Below are 16,664 nucleotides of genomic sequence, written 5' to 3'. Positions count from 1 at the left end.
CCCTCGCTGCGGGCGGGTGGGGCCGCGGCGGTCACGGCCGGACGGTCACCGCCGGGCGCTCACTCGTAGACGTGCGGGGCGAGGGTCGCGATGCAGTCCAGGTTGCGGTACTTCTCGTCGTAGTCGAGCCCGTAGCCCACCACGAACTCGTTGGGGATGTCCCAGCCCACGTACTTGACGTCGATGGGGGTCTTCGCGGCCTCCGGCTTGCGCAGCAGGGCGCAGATCTCCACGGAGGCGGCCCGGCGGGAGCGCAGGTTCGCTCGCAGCCAGGACAGGGTGAGCCCGGAGTCGATGATGTCCTCGACGATGAGCACGTCACGGCCGCTCAGGTCGGTGTCGAGGTCCTTGAGGATCCGCACCACGCCGGAGGACTTCGTGCCGGACCCGTAGGAGGACACGGCCATCCAGTCCATGGGGTACTGGCCCTGGAGCGCACGGCACAGGTCGGCCATGACCATCACCGCTCCCTTGAGCACGCCCACGAGCAGGACGTCGCGACCCCGGTAGTCGGCGTCCACCGCCGCGGCGAGCTCGGCGATCTTCGCCTGGATCTCTTCCTTCGTGAACAGGACCTCGGTGAGATCCCCCTGGACGTCCTCAGCCTTCACGGCGCTCCTCGTGCGATGCGGAATCGGGTGCGGGTTCGGTGGCGGCTCCCGCGGGACGCGGGCCGACGAGCTCGAGGTGCCCGGGACCGCGCGTGCCGGCCGGCGGGCGCCTGCGCCACACGGACACCTTACCCGCCATCTGCACCGGCCCGGCCGCCCCGCGACCCTCGGCCAGGCAGTCCAGCGCCTGGAGCCGCTCGTAGGCGGGGGTCTCCCCGCCGGCCGCGACCACCGCCGCGGACAGCGCGCGGCGGCGCAGGGCGGGGTGCGCCTCCTGGAGCACGGCCAGGTCCAGGACCAGGGAGCCGCCCGCCGGGGCGGCGGACCGGGCGCGGGCCAGCACGTCGTGGGCGGCCTCGTCCAGGCAGTCCGCGTCGGGGCCCAGGATGGCGGCGGACCGGGCCAGCGCCCGGGCCAGGCCCGGTCCCAGCTCGGCCTCGAGCAGGGGCAGGATGCGATGGCGGACCCGGGAGCGCATCAGGGAGGTGTCGTGGTTCGTGGGGTCGTGCCAGGGCCGGAGCTGCTCCGCGGCGCAGATCTCCAGGGTCTGCTCCCGGGAGAGGTCGAGGAAGGGCCGCAGGTAGGTCACGCCGTCGAGCGTGCGCGCCGGGGGCATCCCGGCGAGCGAGCGCGTGCCGGAGCCGCGGGCCAGGCCCAGGAGCACGGACTCGGCCTGGTCGTCGAGGGTGTGGCCCAGCAGGACGGCGTCGGCCCGGGTGCGGGCCACGACGTCGGCGATCCCCCGGTAGCGGGCGGTGCGGGCGGCCATCTCGGGGCCGCTCCCGTCCCGTTCGACGGTCACGGCCGTCACGGCGACCGGGGCGAGGCCCAGATCCTCGAGGGTGCGGGCGGTGCGGGCCGCGACCTCGGCGGAGCCCTCCTGCAGCCCGTGGTCGACCACGACGCCGCCCACGCGCAGCGTGCCGCGGCGGGCGAAGTGGGCCGCGGTGGCGGCGAGCGCGAGGGAGTCGGGGCCGCCGCTGCAGGCGACCAGGACGAGCGGGAGCCCGCCGGGGGCCGGGGGCGGGACGTGGCGGCGGACGGCGTCGAGCACGCGGCGGCGCCCCGCGGCGACGTCCGGGGACAGCCGGCCGCGGCGGGCGAACTGGGTCACCCGCGGGCGTCCTGGCGGGCGTCCTCCCGCGCCGAGGCGGCCTGCTGGTTCTGGGCCTCGCGCACGGCCAGGCGCACGACCTTGGCGAGAGTGGGCGCGGCCTCCTCGAGGAGGCCGACGGCCACCTCGAGCTCGGGCTGCGGCACCACGGTGGCGAGGGCGGCGACCGCGTTGGTCTCGCTGTGGATGCCGGCCTGGATCTGCGTGGTGGAGAGCACCGGCTGCGAGGCCTCGACCTCGGAGAGGACCTCCTCGATGTCCGGGGTGCCGATCCGCTGCTCGAGCATGACCAGGCGCTCGTAGACCGCCGGGTTGCCGATCTTGATCCGTCGCCCGCTGTTGAGCTGCGACAGCATGGGGGCGGAGAGACCGAGAACCTCGGCCAGCCGCCGCTGGGTGATCCCGTAGGCCTGCACGACGGTGCTGAAGCGCTCCGAAAGCGGCTGCCCGTACAGCTTGACCTGCTGTTCGATGTTCTCTGTGCTCACACGTTGATCTTGGCACACAATTGTGACGCCACCTATCAAGTGTCGCGCTGTGACCAGCGACGACACGCCGCCCCGAAGTGGTGACATCTCGATGAATTCGCATGTCAGCAGGGGGTCGACGGCGCCTACCACATCTGCCCGGAAGCTCCCCGGGAGGGGGCCTCCCGGGGGGTCAGGAGAGCCGGTCCCCGTCCCCCACGACGCGGGCGATCCAGCGCTCGGGGGCGTGGATCTCGGCCTCCGTGGGCAGGAGCTCGGGCGCGTCCCAGATCCGGTTGAACTGCTCGAGGCCCGCCGCGTCGACGACGGCCCGGACGAAGCGCTGGCCGTCGCTGTACTGCCGCATCTTGGCGTCCATGCCGAGCAGCCGGCGCACGAACCGGTCGAGGGCTCCCTGCAGCTCGGAGCGGCGCTCGAAGCGGCGCCGGATGGTCTTGACGGAGGGCACGACGGAGGAGTCCACCCCGTCCATCACGAAGTTGGCGTGGCCCTCCAGCAGGCTCATGACGGCGGTGAGGTGGGAGAGGATCTCCTTCTCCCGGGGCCCCATGAGCAGGCCCACCACGCCGATCGAGGGCTGCGGCTCGGCGCGCTCCCCGGACCGCCCGGTGAGGGAGCGGACGGCCTCCGAGAGGCGTGCGCCGAGGGACTCCGCCTGGTCCATCAGGGAGTCGGCGAGCTCCTGGATCTGGCCCATCATGTGCTCGCGCAGCCACGGCGCGGCCGCGAACTGCACCCGGTGGGTCTGCTCGTGCAGGCACACCCAGAGCCGGAAGTCCTCCGGCTCCACGTTGATCTCCCGCTCGACGGTGAGGATGTTGGGCGCCACGAGCATCAGCCGCCCGCCCGGGTGGCGCTGCGCGGCGATGGCGGAGACCAGGCCCGCGTACGGGTCGTACTGGCCGAGGACCTTCGCGGAGAGGAAGCCCAGCAGCGCGGCCATCTCCATCGCCGTGGCCGTCCCGCCGAGCGCGGTGGCGGCGGCGCCGAACTGCTCCGGCCGGCGCCGGCGCAGCGCCTGCACCGCCGGTTCCATGAGCACCTGGAAGGTCTGGGCGTTGGCCCGCGACCACCCGGCCCGGTCCACCACCAGGACCGTGGAGTCCCTCAGGTCCCGCGCGGCCTCGAGCCCGGAGATCCGGTGGACGTGGTCCACGGAGGTCTCGGCGTGCCGGCGCAGGGAGGCCACGGCCTCCTCCATGGCGCGGGCGGAGAGCTTGGGCCCGGCCGGGGTGATCCGGGCGGCGGCGGAGGCGGCGAGATCCCACCGGACGATCCCCGGCGCCTCGGCGGCCGGGACGGGGTCGGCGGTGCGGTCAGCAGTGCGGTCGGCTGCGCTCATCCCCTCATGCAACCACACGCGGCTGGGAGCTTCCGTGGGGCGGCGGGGCCGCCGACGCACCTCGTCACACGCGGCGCCGGGCCCGGATCCAGGGCCGGCCGGGGGCGCAGGGGCCGCCGGCCGCGGCCGGGGCCCGCGCCCTGCGACACCGCCGCCGCGGTTAACGCCGTCCGCGGGCCCCGACTATCGTGGGGAGCGATCTGCCCCACCCCGGCGGGGTGGTGCGGCCGTGTCCGGCCGCCGTCAGCAATGTCCCAGCACGAGGAGAAACACCATGGAGATGGACGTCACCATCGAGATCCCCCGCGGGTCGCGCGTCAAGTACGAGATCGACCACGAGACCGGCCGGCTGCGCCTGGACCGCGTCCTGTTCACGTCGATGCAGTACCCCGCGCACTACGGCTACTTCGAGGACACCCTGGGCGAGGACGGCGACCCCCTGGACGCCCTCGTGCTGCTCGACTTCGACATCGTGCCCGGCGTGATCGTCGAGGCCCGGCCCATCGCCGTGTTCAACATGAACGACGAGGCCGGCGGGGACGCGAAGATCCTCTGCGTGTCCACCGACAAGCGCTACGACCACATCCAGGGCCTCGACGACATCGACGAGTTCAAGCAGAAGGAGATCCAGCACTTCTTCGAGCGCTACAAGGACCTCGAGCCCAACAAGTGGGTCAAGGGCGAGGGCTGGGAGGGCAAGGAGACCGCCGAGCGCCTCGTCGTGGAGGCGCAGGAGCGCTTCGAGCAGTCCCACTACGAGTCCGCCGCGGAGGCCGAGGCGAAGGCCGCCTCCACCGACTGAGCGAGCCGCAGGACCGCGCGGGGCCGGGGACCGGACGGGTCCCCGGCCCCTGCCGTGCCGGGGCGTCCGTGCGCGGGGCGTCACGGACGATATTAGCTCTTCGCAAATCCATGAATTCAGCTATATTCGGAAGCGGCCGGCTCAGCCGGCCCGTCGGCCCAGGACGCATCCCCCCATCGGCGTCCGGGCCGCCGGCCGGGATCGAGGTCGCCGGAGAGCACCCGCGAGGTGCCCGGTGGCGGCGGGGGTCCCCCCACCCGCGCCGCATCCCATCGACTTCTCCCGGCCCATCCCGGTGGGCCCGGTTCTCCCGGGCACCGGGAGTCGGCCGGCAGGTCTGCGACCTGCCGGCCGATCCCCGTCCCCACCGCCCCGAGCGGCCCGCCCCTTGTGACGTCCGGTCCCTGTGGTTCGATGGAGCCGGACCCGGGACGGACCCGGCGACGTGGGAGGAGACGCATGTTCCTGCTGGGGCCCGAGGCCGACCTCGTCTGGTCCGCGAGCGACCTGGTGCGCGCGGCCGAGTGCCCGTACGCGAACCTGTGCGTCCTGGACGAGAAGCTGGGCCGGTCCCCGCGGCGGGCCGAGGAGCGGGACGCCATGCTGGCCCGCACCGCCGAGCTCGGCGACGCGCACGAGCACCGTGTGCTGGCCGCCCACCGGGAGGCGTTCGGCCCCTGGGACCCCGCGACCGGCCGGGGCGTCCACGAGGTGGAGCCGGCCCGGGCCATGGACCGGGCGGAGCTGACGGCCAAGCACGCCGAGTCCCTCGACGCCGTGCGCCGCGGCGCCGACGTCGTCTTCCAGGCCTCGTTCTTCGACGGCAGCTTCCACGGCCGCGCCGACTTCCTGGTCCGCCGCCCCGACGGCTCCTACGCCGTGCACGACACCAAGCTCGCCCGGCACGCGAAGGTCACCGCCCTGCTCCAGCTGGCCGCCTACGCCGACCAGCTCGAGCGCGCCGGCGTGGCCGTGGCCCCCGAGGTCACCCTCGTGCTCGGCGACCAGCGCGAGGCCGTCTTCCCCGTCTCCGAGTACCTGGCCGTCTACCGCGAGCGCCGGGAGCGGTTCGAGGCGGCGGCCGCCGCCCACCGGGCGCGCACCGGTCCCGTGGACTGGCAGGACGACGACGTCGCCCGCTGCGGCCGGTGCGAGCGCTGCGAGCGGGCCGTCGCCGAGCACCGGGACCTGCTGCTGACCGCGGGCATGTCCGTGCGGATGCGCCGCACGCTGCGCGAGCGGCACGGGGTCCGCACGATCGACGAGCTCGCGGCGCTCGGCGGGCGCCTGCCCGCCGCGGTGCGCCGGCTGCGCGACCAGGCTGCGATGCAGACCGGGCGCGGCGGGGAGGACGGCGCCGTGGAGTACGTCCGGGACGGCCGGGCCCGCAGGGTGGCCTACCGGGTGCTCAGCACGGACCCCCTCCGGCGGCTGCCCGCCCCGGACCCCGGCGACGTCTTCTTCGACTTCGAGGGCGACCCCCTGTGGCAGGACCCGGACGACCCGACGTCCTGGGGGCTGGAGTACCTCTTCGGCGTCGTCGAGCAGCCCTCCGCCCCCGGCGCCCGCCCGGTCTTCCGCCCCTTCTGGGCGCACTCCCGGGAGCAGGAGCGCGAGGCCCTGCGGGACTTCCTGGAGTACGTGGCCGAGCGGCGCAGGACCCACCCGGGGATGCACGTCTACCACTACGCCAACTACGAGAAGGCCGCCCTGCGCCGCCTCTCCCTGGTCCACGCCGTGGGCGAGGACGCCGTGGACGAGCTGCTGCGGGAGAACGTCCTGGTGGACCTCTACGACACCGTGCGCGGGAGCCTGCGGCTGTCCGAGAGCTCGTACTCCATCAAGAAGCTCGAGCCGCTCTACATGGGCGGGCACCTGCGGTCCGGGGACGTCGTCGACGCCGGCGCGTCCGTGGTGGCCTACGCGGACCACTGCGCCGCCCGGGACGCCGGGCGCGCCGGGGAGGCGCGGCGGATCCTCGCGGGCATCGCCGGGTACAACGAGTACGACTGCCTCTCGACCCTGCGGCTGCGGGACTGGCTGCTGGGCCTGGCCGGGATCTCCCCCGACCCCGCCGACCACCGGGCGACCCCCGCGCAGCAGGCCCTCGAGCTGCCCGGCCCGGTCCCCGGCGAGGAGGTGCCCGACGCCGAGCAGCGGCTGCGCGCATTCCTCGACGACCCCGCCGCCCTGGACCTGCTGAGCGCGGACGAGCGCACCGCCGTGGCCATGGTCGCCTCCGCCACCGGCTACCACCGCCGCGAGCGCAAGCAGTTCTGGTGGTCCCACTTCGACCGGCTCGAGGCGCCGGCCGAGGACTGGGAGGACACCCGCGACGTCTTCGTGGTGCAGCGGGCGGAGGTGCTCCAGGACTGGGCGAAGGACCCGGAGCGGCCGCGCGCCGCCCCCACCCGCCTGCTGCGCGCCTCCGGGCGGCTCGGCGAGGGCTCCGCCCTCAAGCCGGGGACCGGCGGCCTGTTCCTGATGTACGGCCCGCCGGTGCCGGCGCAGCTGGCCGAGGACGCCGGCCGGCGCGGCAGCGGCCGCTCCGGCGAGTGGACCGCGACCCTCGAGGAGCTCGAGGAGCACGAGGACGGCACCGCCGTGCTCGTCGTGCGGGAGCGGCTGCGCACGCCGAAGGACGCCCCCGCCCCCGAGCCGTGGCCCGACCTGCCGATCGCCCTCACCCCCGGCCAGCCGATCGCCACGAAGTCCCTCGAGGAGTCCCTGCAGGCCCTGGCCGCCCGCACGGCCGACGCCCTCCCGTCGCTGCCCGAGCACCCCGGCCTCGAGCTGCTGCGCCGGCAGCCCCCGCGCCAGGCCGGCGGCGGCCCCCTGCCCGTCCCCCACGACGGGCCCGACGGCACGATCGACGCCGTGGTGCGGGCCCTGGGCGCCGTCGAGCGCGGCTGCGTGGCCGTCCAGGGTCCCCCCGGCAGCGGCAAGACGTTCCTGGGCTCCCACGTGATCGGCCGCCTCGTGCACGCGGGGTGGCGGATCGGCGTGGTGGCGCAGTCCCACGCCGTCGTCGAGAACCTGCTCGCGGGCGTCGCCGGCAGGGGCGGGGTGGACCCGGCCCGGATCGGGAAGAAGCCTCCCTCGGGCGAGCCCGCGGACCGGCAGGTGCCGTGGCAGAAGGTCGCGGGCAAGGACTTCGGCCGGTTCCTGGACGAGGGCGGAGCCGTCCTCGGCGGCACGGCCTGGGACTTCTCCAGCGCCAAGAACCTCGACGACGAGGCCCTGGACCTGCTGGTGGTGGACGAGGCCGGGCAGTTCTCCCTGGCCAACACGCTGGCCGTGTCCCGGGCCGCGCCCCGGCTGCTGCTGCTCGGGGACCCGCAGCAGCTGCCCCAGGTCTCCCAGGGGACCCACCCCCTGCCCGTCGACGAGTCCGCCCTGGGCTGGCTCTCCCACGGCTCCCCCACGCTGCCGGCGGAGCACGGCTACTTCCTGGACCGCACGTGGCGGATGCACCCCCGGCTGTGCGAGCCGGTCTCCGAGCTGTCCTACGCCGGGCGGCTGGGCTCGGCGCCGGCGGCCGGCCGCCGGGAGCTGACCGGTGTGGCACCGGGCCTGCGGACCTGCTACGTCGCCCACACCGGCAACGTCACCGCCTCCCCGGAGGAGGCCGCGCGCGTCGTGGAGCTGGCCGGGGAGTTCATCGGGACCCCGTGGCGCCCCGTCCCGGACGCCGGCCCCGTGGCCCTGCGCCCCGAGGACGTCCTGGTGGTCGCCGCCTACAACGCCCAGGTCGACCTCGTCGGCCAGGCCCTAGAGGCCGCCGGGCTGCGCGACGCCGACGGGCTCGGCGTCCGGGTGGGCACCGTGGACCGCTTCCAGGGCCAGGAGGCGCCCGTGGTGATCGTGTCCATGGCGGCCTCGGCCGCCGAGGGCCCCCGCGGCATGGAGTTCCTGCTCATGCCCAACCGGCTCAACGTGGCCGTCTCGCGGGGCCAGTGGTGCGCCGTCGTGGTCCGCTCCCCCGCCCTGACCGACTACCTGCCCACCACCCCGGAGGGCCTGCAGGTGCTCGGGCGGTTCACCCGGCTGTGCCGCCACGGGGAGCCGGCGGGGTCGGCGTGAGCGACAGGAGCCCGGAGCGGGTGCCCTACGTCCTGCACTTCGAGGCCCGGACCGTGGTGCTCGGGGAGCCGGCCCACCTCGAGGAGCTCGACGTGCTGCTGCGCGGCGCGGGGGCCGAGACGCGCCCCACGTACTGGCACGGCATGCGCGCCCAGGACCCGGGCGCGGTGGTCAACAGCGTGGGCACGGACCTCGCCCGCGCCTCGTTCTGGGACCGGGTGGACGCCGGGGTCTTCGCGTCCGCGCGGTGGCCCGTGGACCTCGACGGCCCCCTCTACCTGCCCGCCCCGCCCGCGTGGCTGCAGCGGGCCCGGGCCTGGGAGTACGACCCGGTGGCCCCCGCCCTGGGCGCCGCCGGGCCCGGCGGGTGGCTGCGCGTGCCGGGGTGGGCGGGCACGGAGAACAACGACGCCGGGGCGTCCGTGGGCCTGCTCCAGCTCACCGACCCCGAGACGTTCTGGGTGCTCGGCTCCGACGCCGATCTGATGGAGGTCGCCGAGCTGGGCAAGGACCTCGCCCGCTTCCGGCTGGGCTTCGACCGGCTCACCGCCTACTTCGGCCCCGACGACCGGATCGGGTGCCTGCGCCTGCCGGTGATCTGCCGGGAGCCGCTCGAGGACGAGCTGATCGCCCACGGGGTGGACGTGGAGCCCCGCTTCTGGGAGTGACCCCGGGCCGCGCCGCCCCCGCTCCGCCGGGCCCGTGCCCGATACTGGGAGCGTGTACGTCGTCACCCTTGACCAGCGCCCGGGCGCGCCCGGCGACCCCGTGCCCTCGCTGCTGCGTCTCCTCGCGGACCTGGACGCCGTGGTGCCGTTCCAGCGGGCCCGGCCGGACGCGCTGCAGGGCATCGTCGCCGAACCGCACGCCGCGGTCGCCGCCGCGCTCGCCGGACTGCGCGGCGGGGCCTGGAGCGTGGGCATCGGCGTGGGGGCGGTCCGGCTGGAGACCGCGACCGATGGGCAGGGACGGCCCGGCCTGCGCGCCGACGGACCGGGCACGGTCCACGCCCGCCGCGCCGCCGAGGCCGCGCGCTCGGGCGGGCGGGTCCCCGTCGGCGTCGCGGCGGACGACGGGCCGGCGGCCGCCCACGCGCAGGCCGTCCTGCGGCTGCTCGGGCGGATCGTGGTCTCCCGCACCGCCGCGGAGTGGCGCGTCCTCGACCTCCTCGTCCCCGGCGCGCGGGGGCAGCAGAAGGTCGTGGCCGCCGAGCTCGGCATCACCCCGCAGGCCGTGTCCAAGGCGGTGGCCCGGTCCCTGTGGCAGGAGGAGTGGGACGTGCGCCCCGCGGCGGCACGCCTGCTGGAGCTGTGCGAGCAGGCCGGGGGCGACGAGGACGCGGCGGACGGGGACCGTGCGGGCGCGGGTGCTCAGAGCAGCGAGCGCAGGACCTCCGCGACGCCGTCCTCGTAGACGGTGCGGGTGACCTCGTGGCAGACGGCCGCGACCTCGTCCGGGGCCTGGCCCATGGCGACGCCCCGGGCGGCCCAGTCCAGCATCTCGATGTCGTTGCGGCCGTCCCCCACGGCGATGGTGTGGGAGGGGTCCACGCCGAGCTTGCGGCGGATCTGCTCCAGGGCGCTGGCCTTCGTCACGCCGTTCGCGGCGATGTCGAGCCAGGCGCTCCAGCCCACCGAGTAGGTCACGCCGTGCAGGCCGGCCTCGTCGATGGCCGAGGCGAACTCCTCGGGCGTGTGCTCCGTGCTGTAGACGACCATGCGCACGGCCTTCATCTCGGCGAGCTCGTGCAGGTCCACGCCGACCGCCTCGATGCCGAAGGACGCGTCCTGGAACCGCTCCGTGGAGTAGAAGCTGCCGTCGTCGGTCTCCAGGGCGAACTTCGCCGTGGGGAGCCGCTCCTCGAGCGCCACCAGGGCCTGGCCCGGGTCGAAGGAGACGCAGTCCAGCACCCGGTGGTAGTCGGGCAGCTCCGGGTCGATCTCGAGCGTCATGCCGCCGTTGGAGCACACGGCGTAGCCGTGCATCTGGCCGATGAGCTCGATCACGGGCAGGGTGGCGCCCTTGGAGCGCCCGGTGGAGATGACCAGGTGGTGACCGGCCTCGAGCACCGCCGCGGCGGTCTCCCGGACGGTCGGGGACATGTGGCCGTCGTGGTCGACGAGCGTGCCGTCGACGTCGAGGGCGACGAGGTACTGGACGCCCGCCTCCTTGGTCCACCCGCTGGAGCGCGGGGTCTGGACCTTCAGCGGGGGCAGGGTGTCCGCGGCGGAGCGCTCCCGCGCGGGAGCGGTGGTGCCGCCGGCCGTGTCCGTGAGGTCCTCCGAGTGTTCGACCTTCAGGGGCACGGTGGAGTTGATGCCGACGAGTTCGTGCTGGTCCTCGGTGCCAGCGATCTTTTCCTTTGTCATGCGGGACATGGTGCCACATCACTCCGACAGGGTGGCCATGATTTCGATATGAGATGAACTGCGGCCGAACGCCGGACGACGGCTCAGCGCAGGACGGGGACGGACTCCTGGCCCCGCATGTAGGGCCGCAGGGCCTCGGGGATGCGCACGGAGCCGTCCGGCTGCTGGTGCGTCTCCAGGATCGCGACGAGCCAGCGGGTGGTCGCGAGCGTGCCGTTGAGCGTGGCGACCGTGCGGGTGCCGCCCTTGCGGACCTTGCCGTCGTCGCCGGTCGTGTCCGGCATCCGCTCGCGGATGTTGAGCCGCCGGGCCTGGTAGGTGGTGCAGTTCGACGTCGAGGTCAGCTCGCGGTACCGGCCCTGCGTGGGCACCCACGCCTCGCAGTCGAACTTGCGGGCGGCGGAGGCGCCGAGGTCGCCCGCCGCGGTGTCGATGACGCGGTAGGCCAGCTCGCACTTGGCGAGCATCTGCTCCTCCCAGGCCAGCATCCTGGCGTGCTCGGCCTCGGCGTCCTCGGGGGCGCAGTAGACGAACATCTCGAGCTTGTTGAACTGGTGCACCCGGATGATGCCGCGGGTGTCCTTGCCGCCGGAGCCGGCCTCGCGCCGGTAGCACGAGGACCACCCGGCGTAGCGCAGCGGGCCCGCGGAGAGGTCGAGGATCTCGTCGGCGTGGTAGCCCGCCAGGGGCACCTCGGAGGTGCCCACGAGGTACAGCTCGTCCTTGCCGACGTGGTAGATCTCGTCCGAGTGGGCGACGTCGAAGCCCGTGCCGCTCATGATCTCGGGGCGCACGAGGTTGGGCGTGGTCATGGGGACGAAGCCGTTGTCCAGGGCCTGGTCCTGGCCCATGAGCAGCAGCGCGGTCTCGAGCCGGGCGATGTCCCGCTTGAGGAAGTAGAACCGGGCCCCGGAGACCTTCGCCCCGCGCTCCATGTCGATGCCGTCCACGAGCTCGCCGATCTCGAGGTGGTCGCGGGGCTCGAAGCCCTCGGCGGCGAAGTCGCGGGGCTCCCCGACGGTCTTCACGAGGGCGTAGTCGTCCTCCCCGCCGACGGGCACCCCGTCGAGGACGAGGTTCTCGACGACGGACACCAGCTCGTCCTGGCGTGCCCTCGCGGCCTCGGCGGCGGACTGCGCCTCCTTGACCCGGGCCGCCAGGTCCTTCACCTCGGCGAGCAGGGCCTTCTTCTCCTCGCCCTGGGCGCGGGCGACCTTCTTGCCGAAGGCGTTCTGCTCCGCGCGCAGGGACTCGTGCTGGGTGATCAGGTTGCGGCGCTCGACGTCCGCCTCCAGGATCCGGTCGATCAGGGAGACGTCCGCCCCGCGGGCACGCTGGGAGGCGCGGAAGACGTCGGGGTTCTCACGGAGCTGGTTGATGTCGATCACCTGAACAGGGTACCCAAGACCGGGCAGGGGCCCGGGATAGGCTGACGGCACCGCAGGCTGCCGCGTCCCGGCATCGCCCCCGACCCGAGGAGCCCACCCGTGACAGAGACCCCCGCCGGCCCGCAGCGGGTCGCCGTCGTCATCAACCCCGTCAAGGCCGAGGCCGACGCCGCCCGGGACGCGATCATCATCGCCTGCCGCAAGGGAGGGTTCCCCGACCCCGTGTTCTTCGAGACCGAGGCGGACGACCCCGGCTTCTCCATGACCCGCAGGGCCATGGAGAAGGGCTTCGACCTGGTGCTCGCCGCCGGGGGCGACGGCACGGTGCGCTCCGTGGCAGAGGTGCTCACGGGGCACGACACCCCGCTCGGGCTGCTGCCGCTGGGCACGGGCAACCTCCTGGCCCGCAACCTGGGGGCGGACCTCGGGGACCCGCACCGCAACGTGGACATCGCGCTGTTCGGGGAGGAGCGGGCCATCGACATGGCGACGTTCCGCACGGAGCTCGCGGACGGGTCGGTCCAGGACCACGCGTTCTGCGTGATGGGCGGGGCGGGCTTCGACGCCCAGATCATGACCGACACCAAGGACGAGCTGAAGCGGCTGGTCGGCTGGGCCGCCTACGGGGAGGCCGGCGTCCGGCACCTGTTCGCCGCGCCCCGCTGGGCGCGGTTCCGGATCGACGACGGCGAGTGGCAGAGCCGCCGCGTGCGCTCCGTGATGGCCGCCAACTGCGGGATCCTCACCGCGGGCATGGTCCTGGTGCCCCAGGCGAAGATCAACGACGGCGTGCTCGACATCGTCGTGATGTCCCCGCGCAGCACCCTCGAGTGGGCGCTGATGGCCGCCAAGGTCGTGTTCCGGCAGCGCCGGGACCTGCCCGTGATCGAGTTCTTCGCCGCGAAGAAGGTGCGCGTGGAGTTCCACGAGCCCATCGAGTCCCAGGTGGACGGGGACGGCACCGGGCTGATCACGGCCTTCGAGTCGCAGATCCTCCCGGGCGTGCTCTCCGTGCGCGTCCCGCCCTCCCAGGCCGACTGACCCGCCCCTGCGCGGGCCGGCGCCGCCCGGGAGGGCGGCGCGTCACCGGGGGCCGCCGCCCTGCAGGCCGGCCACCCAGGCCTGGGCCTCGCGGAACGCACCGTCCGAGTGGTGCCGGGCCACGGTCGCGACCTTCCGGTCCGCCCGCTGGTAGGAGCCGAGGAACCGGGTGCTGGGGCAGACCCGGCGCAGGCCCACGAGGGCGTCGGCCACCCGTGCGTCCTGGACGTGGCCGTCCACGTCCACGCTGAAGAAGTACTCGCCGAGGACGTTGCCCGTGGGGCGGGACTCGATCCGGGAGAGGTTCACCCCGCGCGTGGCGAACTGCTCCAGGATCTCCATGAGCGCGCCGGCCCGGTCCTCCCACAGCGGGATGACGAGCGTGGTGCGGTCCGCCCCGGTGCGCGGGGGCAGCGGGGCGTCGGGGCGGGCCACCAGGACGAACCGGGTGACGGCGCCCTGGTTGTCGCCGATGTTCTCGGCCAGCACCTCGAGCTCCGGGTGCTGCTCGACGACGACGGGCGAGCACACCGCGGCGTCGAAGCCCACGTCGCGCCCGGGCAGCAGCGCGAGAGCCGCGGCGGCGGTGGAGGACGCGGGGACGTAGTCGGCGCCGGGCAGGTGCTGATCCATCCAGCCCCGCACCTGCGCCCACGCGTGGGAGTGCGTGGAGACCGCGCGGACGTCGGCCAGCGCCGTGCCCGCCGGGGCCACCAGGACGAAGCTGATGGGCACGAGCGCCTCGCGCACGATGCGCAGCTCGCTGCCCGTGGCGATGGCGTCCAGCGTGGCCGTGACCCCGCCCTCCACCGAGTTCTCGATGGGCACCATGGCGGCGTCGACGTCCCCGGAGCGGACGGCGGCCAGCGCCACGGGGACGGAGGACACGGGGACCCGCTCGGCCTCCCGCGCGCCCTCCACGCCCAGCAGCGCGGCCTCGGTGAAGGTTCCCGCGGGCCCCAGGTAGGCGTACCTCAACGGACGGTCGGCGTCTCGCCCGTCTCGGACACCATGGGCTTGTCGGCGTCCGCCCACGCGCCCATGCCGCCCAGGACGTTGACCGGGTCGAAGCCGTACTGCAGCAGGTACGCGGTGGCCCTGAGGGAGCGCCCGCCGGACCGGCAGATCACGTACACGTCCTCGTCCGCCACGACCTCGCCGTAGCGCTCGGGCAGCTGGCCCAGCGGGATGTGCCGGGCGCCGTCGATGTGCCCCGCCTCCCACTCGAAGTCCTCGCGGACGTCCAGGATCTGCGCCCCCTCGGGGATCTCCTCCACCGAGGCGCTCGGCAGGTTGTCGACGTTGTCCATGGTCGGTCCTCTCGTCGGAATCGGTTGTTCGGGGAACAGCCTAGTTCGCCGGGGAGAGGCCGGACCGCCGGAGCGGGGCGCCGTCGCCACGGGGTCAGGGGTCGCGGATCTGCTCGCCGGTGGTCGGACCGACGGTCGCGCAGGTTGTGCCCCGAGACTATGCCGGAGACCGTGTCATGGGTCACAATGGCGGCGCCCCTGCGGTGCCCGCACGCCGGCACCCCTCGCACTCGGACACGATCACACAGAATCGAAACAAAAACCGTATAGATTGTGGCCTCGCCGCCGGGCGTGCCGCGCGGCGCTCTCGTCACGACGTCCTCCGGGCACGTCCGCAACAGAAGGAACACCACCCATGAGCACCATCGACTCCGGGGGCGCGACGCCGCCCGCCACGGACCGCGAGGACCACGGCTTCAAGAAGGTCCTCGGCCGGCTGGACGCCATCGCCCTCGGCTTCGGCGCGATGATCGGCTTCGGCTGGGTCATCCTCACCGGCGACTGGCTCAACGAGGCCGGGACCATGGGCGCCGTGCTCGCCCTTCTGGCCGGAGGCCTGATCATGTCCGTCGTGGGCCTCGTCTACGGCGAGCTCGTCGCCGCCATGCCGTACGCGGGCGGGGAGCACAACTACCTGATGCGCGGCATGGGCGCCCGGTGGGCCTTCATCGGCTCGTGGGCCATCACCGGCGGCTACATCACCATCGTGGCCTTCGAGGCCGTGGCCGTTCCCCGCACGGTGCAGTACATCTTCCCCGGCCTGAGCCAGATCCCGCTGTGGACCGTCGCCGGCTTCGAGGTGAACCTCACCTGGGCCCTCGTGGGGGCGCTCACCGCCGTCGTCATCACGGGGGTCAACATCCGCGGCGTCAAGCACGCGTCGACGGTCCAGATCTTCGTGATCCTGTTCCTGCTGATCGTGGGGCTCATGATGCTCTTCGGGGCGTTCACCCGCGGCTCGGTCGACACCATGGAGCCCTTCTTCACATCCGGCACCACCGGCTTCTTCCTCGTGCTCGTGACCGTGCCCTTCCTGTTCGTGGGCTTCGACGTCATCCCGCAGGTCTCGGAGGAGATGCACCTGCCGGCCAAGCAGCTGGGCGGCACCATCATCGTCTCCGTCCTGCTCGCCGCGGCGTGGTACGTCATGGTCGTTCTCACCACGTCCTCAGCGATGTCCGGACCGGACATCGCCGGCGCGGACATCGCCGTCGCCGACGCCATGGGATCGATGTTCAGCAGCACGGCCGTGGCCAACCTGCTCATCGCCGGCGGTCTCGCGGGCATCCTGACGTCCTGGAACTCCCTGCTCATGGGCGCCTCCCGGCTGCTCTGGGCGCTCGGGAACTCCCGGATGATCCCCCGGTGGTTCGGCCGGCTGCACCCCAAGTACGGAACACCGGTCAACGCCCTCCTGTTCGTGGGCGCCGTCTCCTTCGTGGCCCCCTTCTTCGGCGCGCAGATGCTCGGCTGGCTCGTGGACTCCGGTTCCCCCTCCATCGTGATCGCCTACGCCCTCGTCTCCGTGGTGTTCGTGCTGCTGCGCCGCCGCGAGCCGGGCATGGACCGGCCGTTCCGGATCGGCGGGCGCGGGCAGGGCGGGATCGCGATCGGTGTGCTCTCGGTCGTCCTGTGCCTGGCCCTGATCAGCCTCTACCTGCCCGGGATGCCGGCGTTCCTCAGCGCCCCCGCCTGGACGATCTTCGGGCTGTGGTGGTTGCTCGGGGCGGTGTTCCTGGTCCGCATCCCCCGCGGGATCCGCCCGGGCGCCGACGCCGAGCAGCGGCTCGTCGCCGAGGTGGACCGCCGCCGCGCCGGCAGCACCCCGGCAGCACCGGCCGACTAGCCCGCCGTCACACGGTGACGTCCCCGACGTGGCGGACGTCGCACGGACCTTTACGATGGTCGGGCGGGCCCGTTGCTGTCGCCCGCCCGTCCGACCACACCCCTTGGGCGCACCCTGCGGCACCGTTGCCCGGTGCCCTGCGTCGAGAAGAGAGGCTTCATCGATGAGCATCACGGACCAGGCCCGACCGGGCCTCGGCATCAAGGACAGGATCGAGGAGGTCCTGGGCAGGACCCCGAAGGGCCTGCTGATCAACGGCCAATGGCGCGA

At 73.8% G+C, this 16,664-nt stretch carries 14 protein-coding genes; 6 read left to right on the top strand and 8 right to left on the bottom strand.

What is annotated here, in order from left to right; translation table 11 throughout:
* Nucleotides 1–59: 59 nt before the first annotated feature.
* The 4 genes from hpt to IEW07_RS12220 form a co-directional block, all read right to left on the bottom strand.
* Nucleotides 60–611, bottom strand: a complete 552-nt coding sequence (hpt, locus tag IEW07_RS12235) for a hypoxanthine phosphoribosyltransferase (protein ID WP_188537629.1) — start codon at nucleotides 609–611, stop codon at nucleotides 60–62.
* Nucleotides 601–1,725, bottom strand: a complete 1,125-nt coding sequence (gene tilS / locus IEW07_RS12230) for a tRNA lysidine(34) synthetase TilS (protein WP_188537628.1) — start codon at nucleotides 1,723–1,725, stop codon at nucleotides 601–603. The genes hpt and tilS overlap by 11 nt, the downstream gene beginning before the upstream one ends.
* Nucleotides 1,722–2,213 (bottom strand): DNA-binding protein, encoded by a 492-nt coding sequence (locus tag IEW07_RS12225; protein WP_188537627.1) that lies wholly within the window; start codon nucleotides 2,211–2,213, stop codon nucleotides 1,722–1,724. The genes tilS and IEW07_RS12225 overlap by 4 nt, the downstream gene beginning before the upstream one ends.
* Nucleotides 2,214–2,385: 172 nt before the next feature.
* On the bottom strand, nucleotides 2,386–3,555 hold the full coding sequence (locus IEW07_RS12220) for an Rv3626c family coenzyme F420 biosynthesis-associated protein (protein WP_188537626.1): 1,170 nt from the start codon (nucleotides 3,553–3,555) through the stop codon (nucleotides 2,386–2,388).
* A gap of 274 nt (nucleotides 3,556–3,829) precedes the next feature.
* On the opposite strand from IEW07_RS12220, the gene IEW07_RS12215 reads away from it, so the two are divergent.
* The 4 genes from IEW07_RS12215 to IEW07_RS12200 all read left to right on the top strand — a co-directional run bounded on the left by IEW07_RS12215 (nucleotide 3,830) and on the right by IEW07_RS12200 (nucleotide 9,853).
* Complete coding sequence (locus IEW07_RS12215; RefSeq protein WP_188537625.1) at nucleotides 3,830–4,357, top strand: inorganic diphosphatase; 528 nt, start codon at nucleotides 3,830–3,832, stop codon at nucleotides 4,355–4,357.
* A 459-nt stretch (nucleotides 4,358–4,816) separates the two neighbouring features.
* Nucleotides 4,817–8,440 (top strand): TM0106 family RecB-like putative nuclease, encoded by a 3,624-nt coding sequence (locus IEW07_RS12210; protein ID WP_188537624.1) that lies wholly within the window; start codon nucleotides 4,817–4,819, stop codon nucleotides 8,438–8,440.
* Nucleotides 8,437–9,108: a hypothetical protein gene (locus IEW07_RS12205; RefSeq protein ID WP_188537623.1), complete on the top strand. Its 672-nt coding sequence runs from the start codon at nucleotides 8,437–8,439 to the stop codon at nucleotides 9,106–9,108. The genes IEW07_RS12210 and IEW07_RS12205 overlap by 4 nt, the downstream gene beginning before the upstream one ends.
* Before the next feature lie 52 nt (nucleotides 9,109–9,160).
* The gene (locus tag IEW07_RS12200; RefSeq protein ID WP_229741820.1) at nucleotides 9,161–9,853 is read left to right on the top strand and encodes a hypothetical protein; all 693 of its coding nucleotides are present in this window, start codon (nucleotides 9,161–9,163) and stop codon (nucleotides 9,851–9,853) included.
* On the opposite strand, the gene IEW07_RS12195 is transcribed toward IEW07_RS12200, so the two are convergent.
* Together IEW07_RS12195 and serS are read right to left on the bottom strand one after the other, a co-directional pair.
* The gene (locus IEW07_RS12195) at nucleotides 9,811–10,818 is read right to left on the bottom strand and encodes an HAD family hydrolase (protein ID WP_229741819.1); all 1,008 of its coding nucleotides are present in this window, start codon (nucleotides 10,816–10,818) and stop codon (nucleotides 9,811–9,813) included. The genes IEW07_RS12200 and IEW07_RS12195 overlap by 43 nt on opposite strands.
* Nucleotides 10,819–10,892: 74 nt before the next feature.
* On the bottom strand, nucleotides 10,893–12,197 hold the full coding sequence (gene serS / locus IEW07_RS12190; protein WP_188537622.1) for a serine--tRNA ligase: 1,305 nt from the start codon (nucleotides 12,195–12,197) through the stop codon (nucleotides 10,893–10,895).
* 99 nt (nucleotides 12,198–12,296) lie between these two features.
* Between serS and IEW07_RS12185 the strand changes: the two genes are divergently transcribed.
* The gene (locus tag IEW07_RS12185) at nucleotides 12,297–13,238 is read left to right on the top strand and encodes a diacylglycerol/lipid kinase family protein (RefSeq protein WP_188537621.1); all 942 of its coding nucleotides are present in this window, start codon (nucleotides 12,297–12,299) and stop codon (nucleotides 13,236–13,238) included.
* Between the two features lie 42 nt (nucleotides 13,239–13,280).
* Here IEW07_RS12185 and pheA read toward each other — a convergent pair whose 3' ends face one another.
* On the bottom strand, nucleotides 13,281–14,216 hold the full coding sequence (pheA, locus tag IEW07_RS12180; RefSeq protein ID WP_188537620.1) for a prephenate dehydratase: 936 nt from the start codon (nucleotides 14,214–14,216) through the stop codon (nucleotides 13,281–13,283).
* On the bottom strand, nucleotides 14,213–14,548 hold the full coding sequence (locus IEW07_RS12175; RefSeq protein ID WP_188537619.1) for a rhodanese-like domain-containing protein: 336 nt from the start codon (nucleotides 14,546–14,548) through the stop codon (nucleotides 14,213–14,215). Before IEW07_RS12175 ends, pheA begins: the two co-directional genes overlap by 4 nt.
* A gap of 355 nt (nucleotides 14,549–14,903) precedes the next feature.
* On the opposite strand from IEW07_RS12175, the gene IEW07_RS12170 reads away from it, so the two are divergent.
* On the top strand, nucleotides 14,904–16,394 hold the full coding sequence (locus IEW07_RS12170) for an APC family permease (protein WP_188537618.1): 1,491 nt from the start codon (nucleotides 14,904–14,906) through the stop codon (nucleotides 16,392–16,394).
* Nucleotides 16,395–16,664: the final 270 nt, after the last annotated feature.

The sequence above is a fragment of the Kocuria dechangensis genome, from assembly GCF_014636775.1.
GTDB lineage: Bacteria > Actinomycetota > Actinomycetes > Actinomycetales > Micrococcaceae > Kocuria > Kocuria dechangensis.
This window is presented reverse-complemented; position numbering and strand designations above follow the sequence as displayed.

What these genes read in the sequence shown, in the direction of transcription:
- IEW07_RS12210 (WP_188537624.1), top strand. Translation starts at nt 4,817, where the DNA reads ATGTTCCTGCTGGGGCCCGAGGCCGACCTCGTCTGGTCCGCGAGCGAC.
- IEW07_RS12195 (WP_229741819.1), bottom strand. Translation starts at nt 10,818, where the DNA reads ATGTCCCGCATGACAAAGGAAAAGATCGCTGGCACCGAGGACCAGCAC.
- IEW07_RS12220 (WP_188537626.1), bottom strand. Translation starts at nt 3,555, where the DNA reads ATGAGCGCAGCCGACCGCACTGCTGACCGCACCGCCGACCCCGTCCCG.
- IEW07_RS12175 (WP_188537619.1), bottom strand. Translation starts at nt 14,548, where the DNA reads ATGGACAACGTCGACAACCTGCCGAGCGCCTCGGTGGAGGAGATCCCC.
- IEW07_RS12170 (WP_188537618.1), top strand. Translation starts at nt 14,904, where the DNA reads ATGAGCACCATCGACTCCGGGGGCGCGACGCCGCCCGCCACGGACCGC.
- IEW07_RS12215 (WP_188537625.1), top strand. Translation starts at nt 3,830, where the DNA reads ATGGAGATGGACGTCACCATCGAGATCCCCCGCGGGTCGCGCGTCAAG.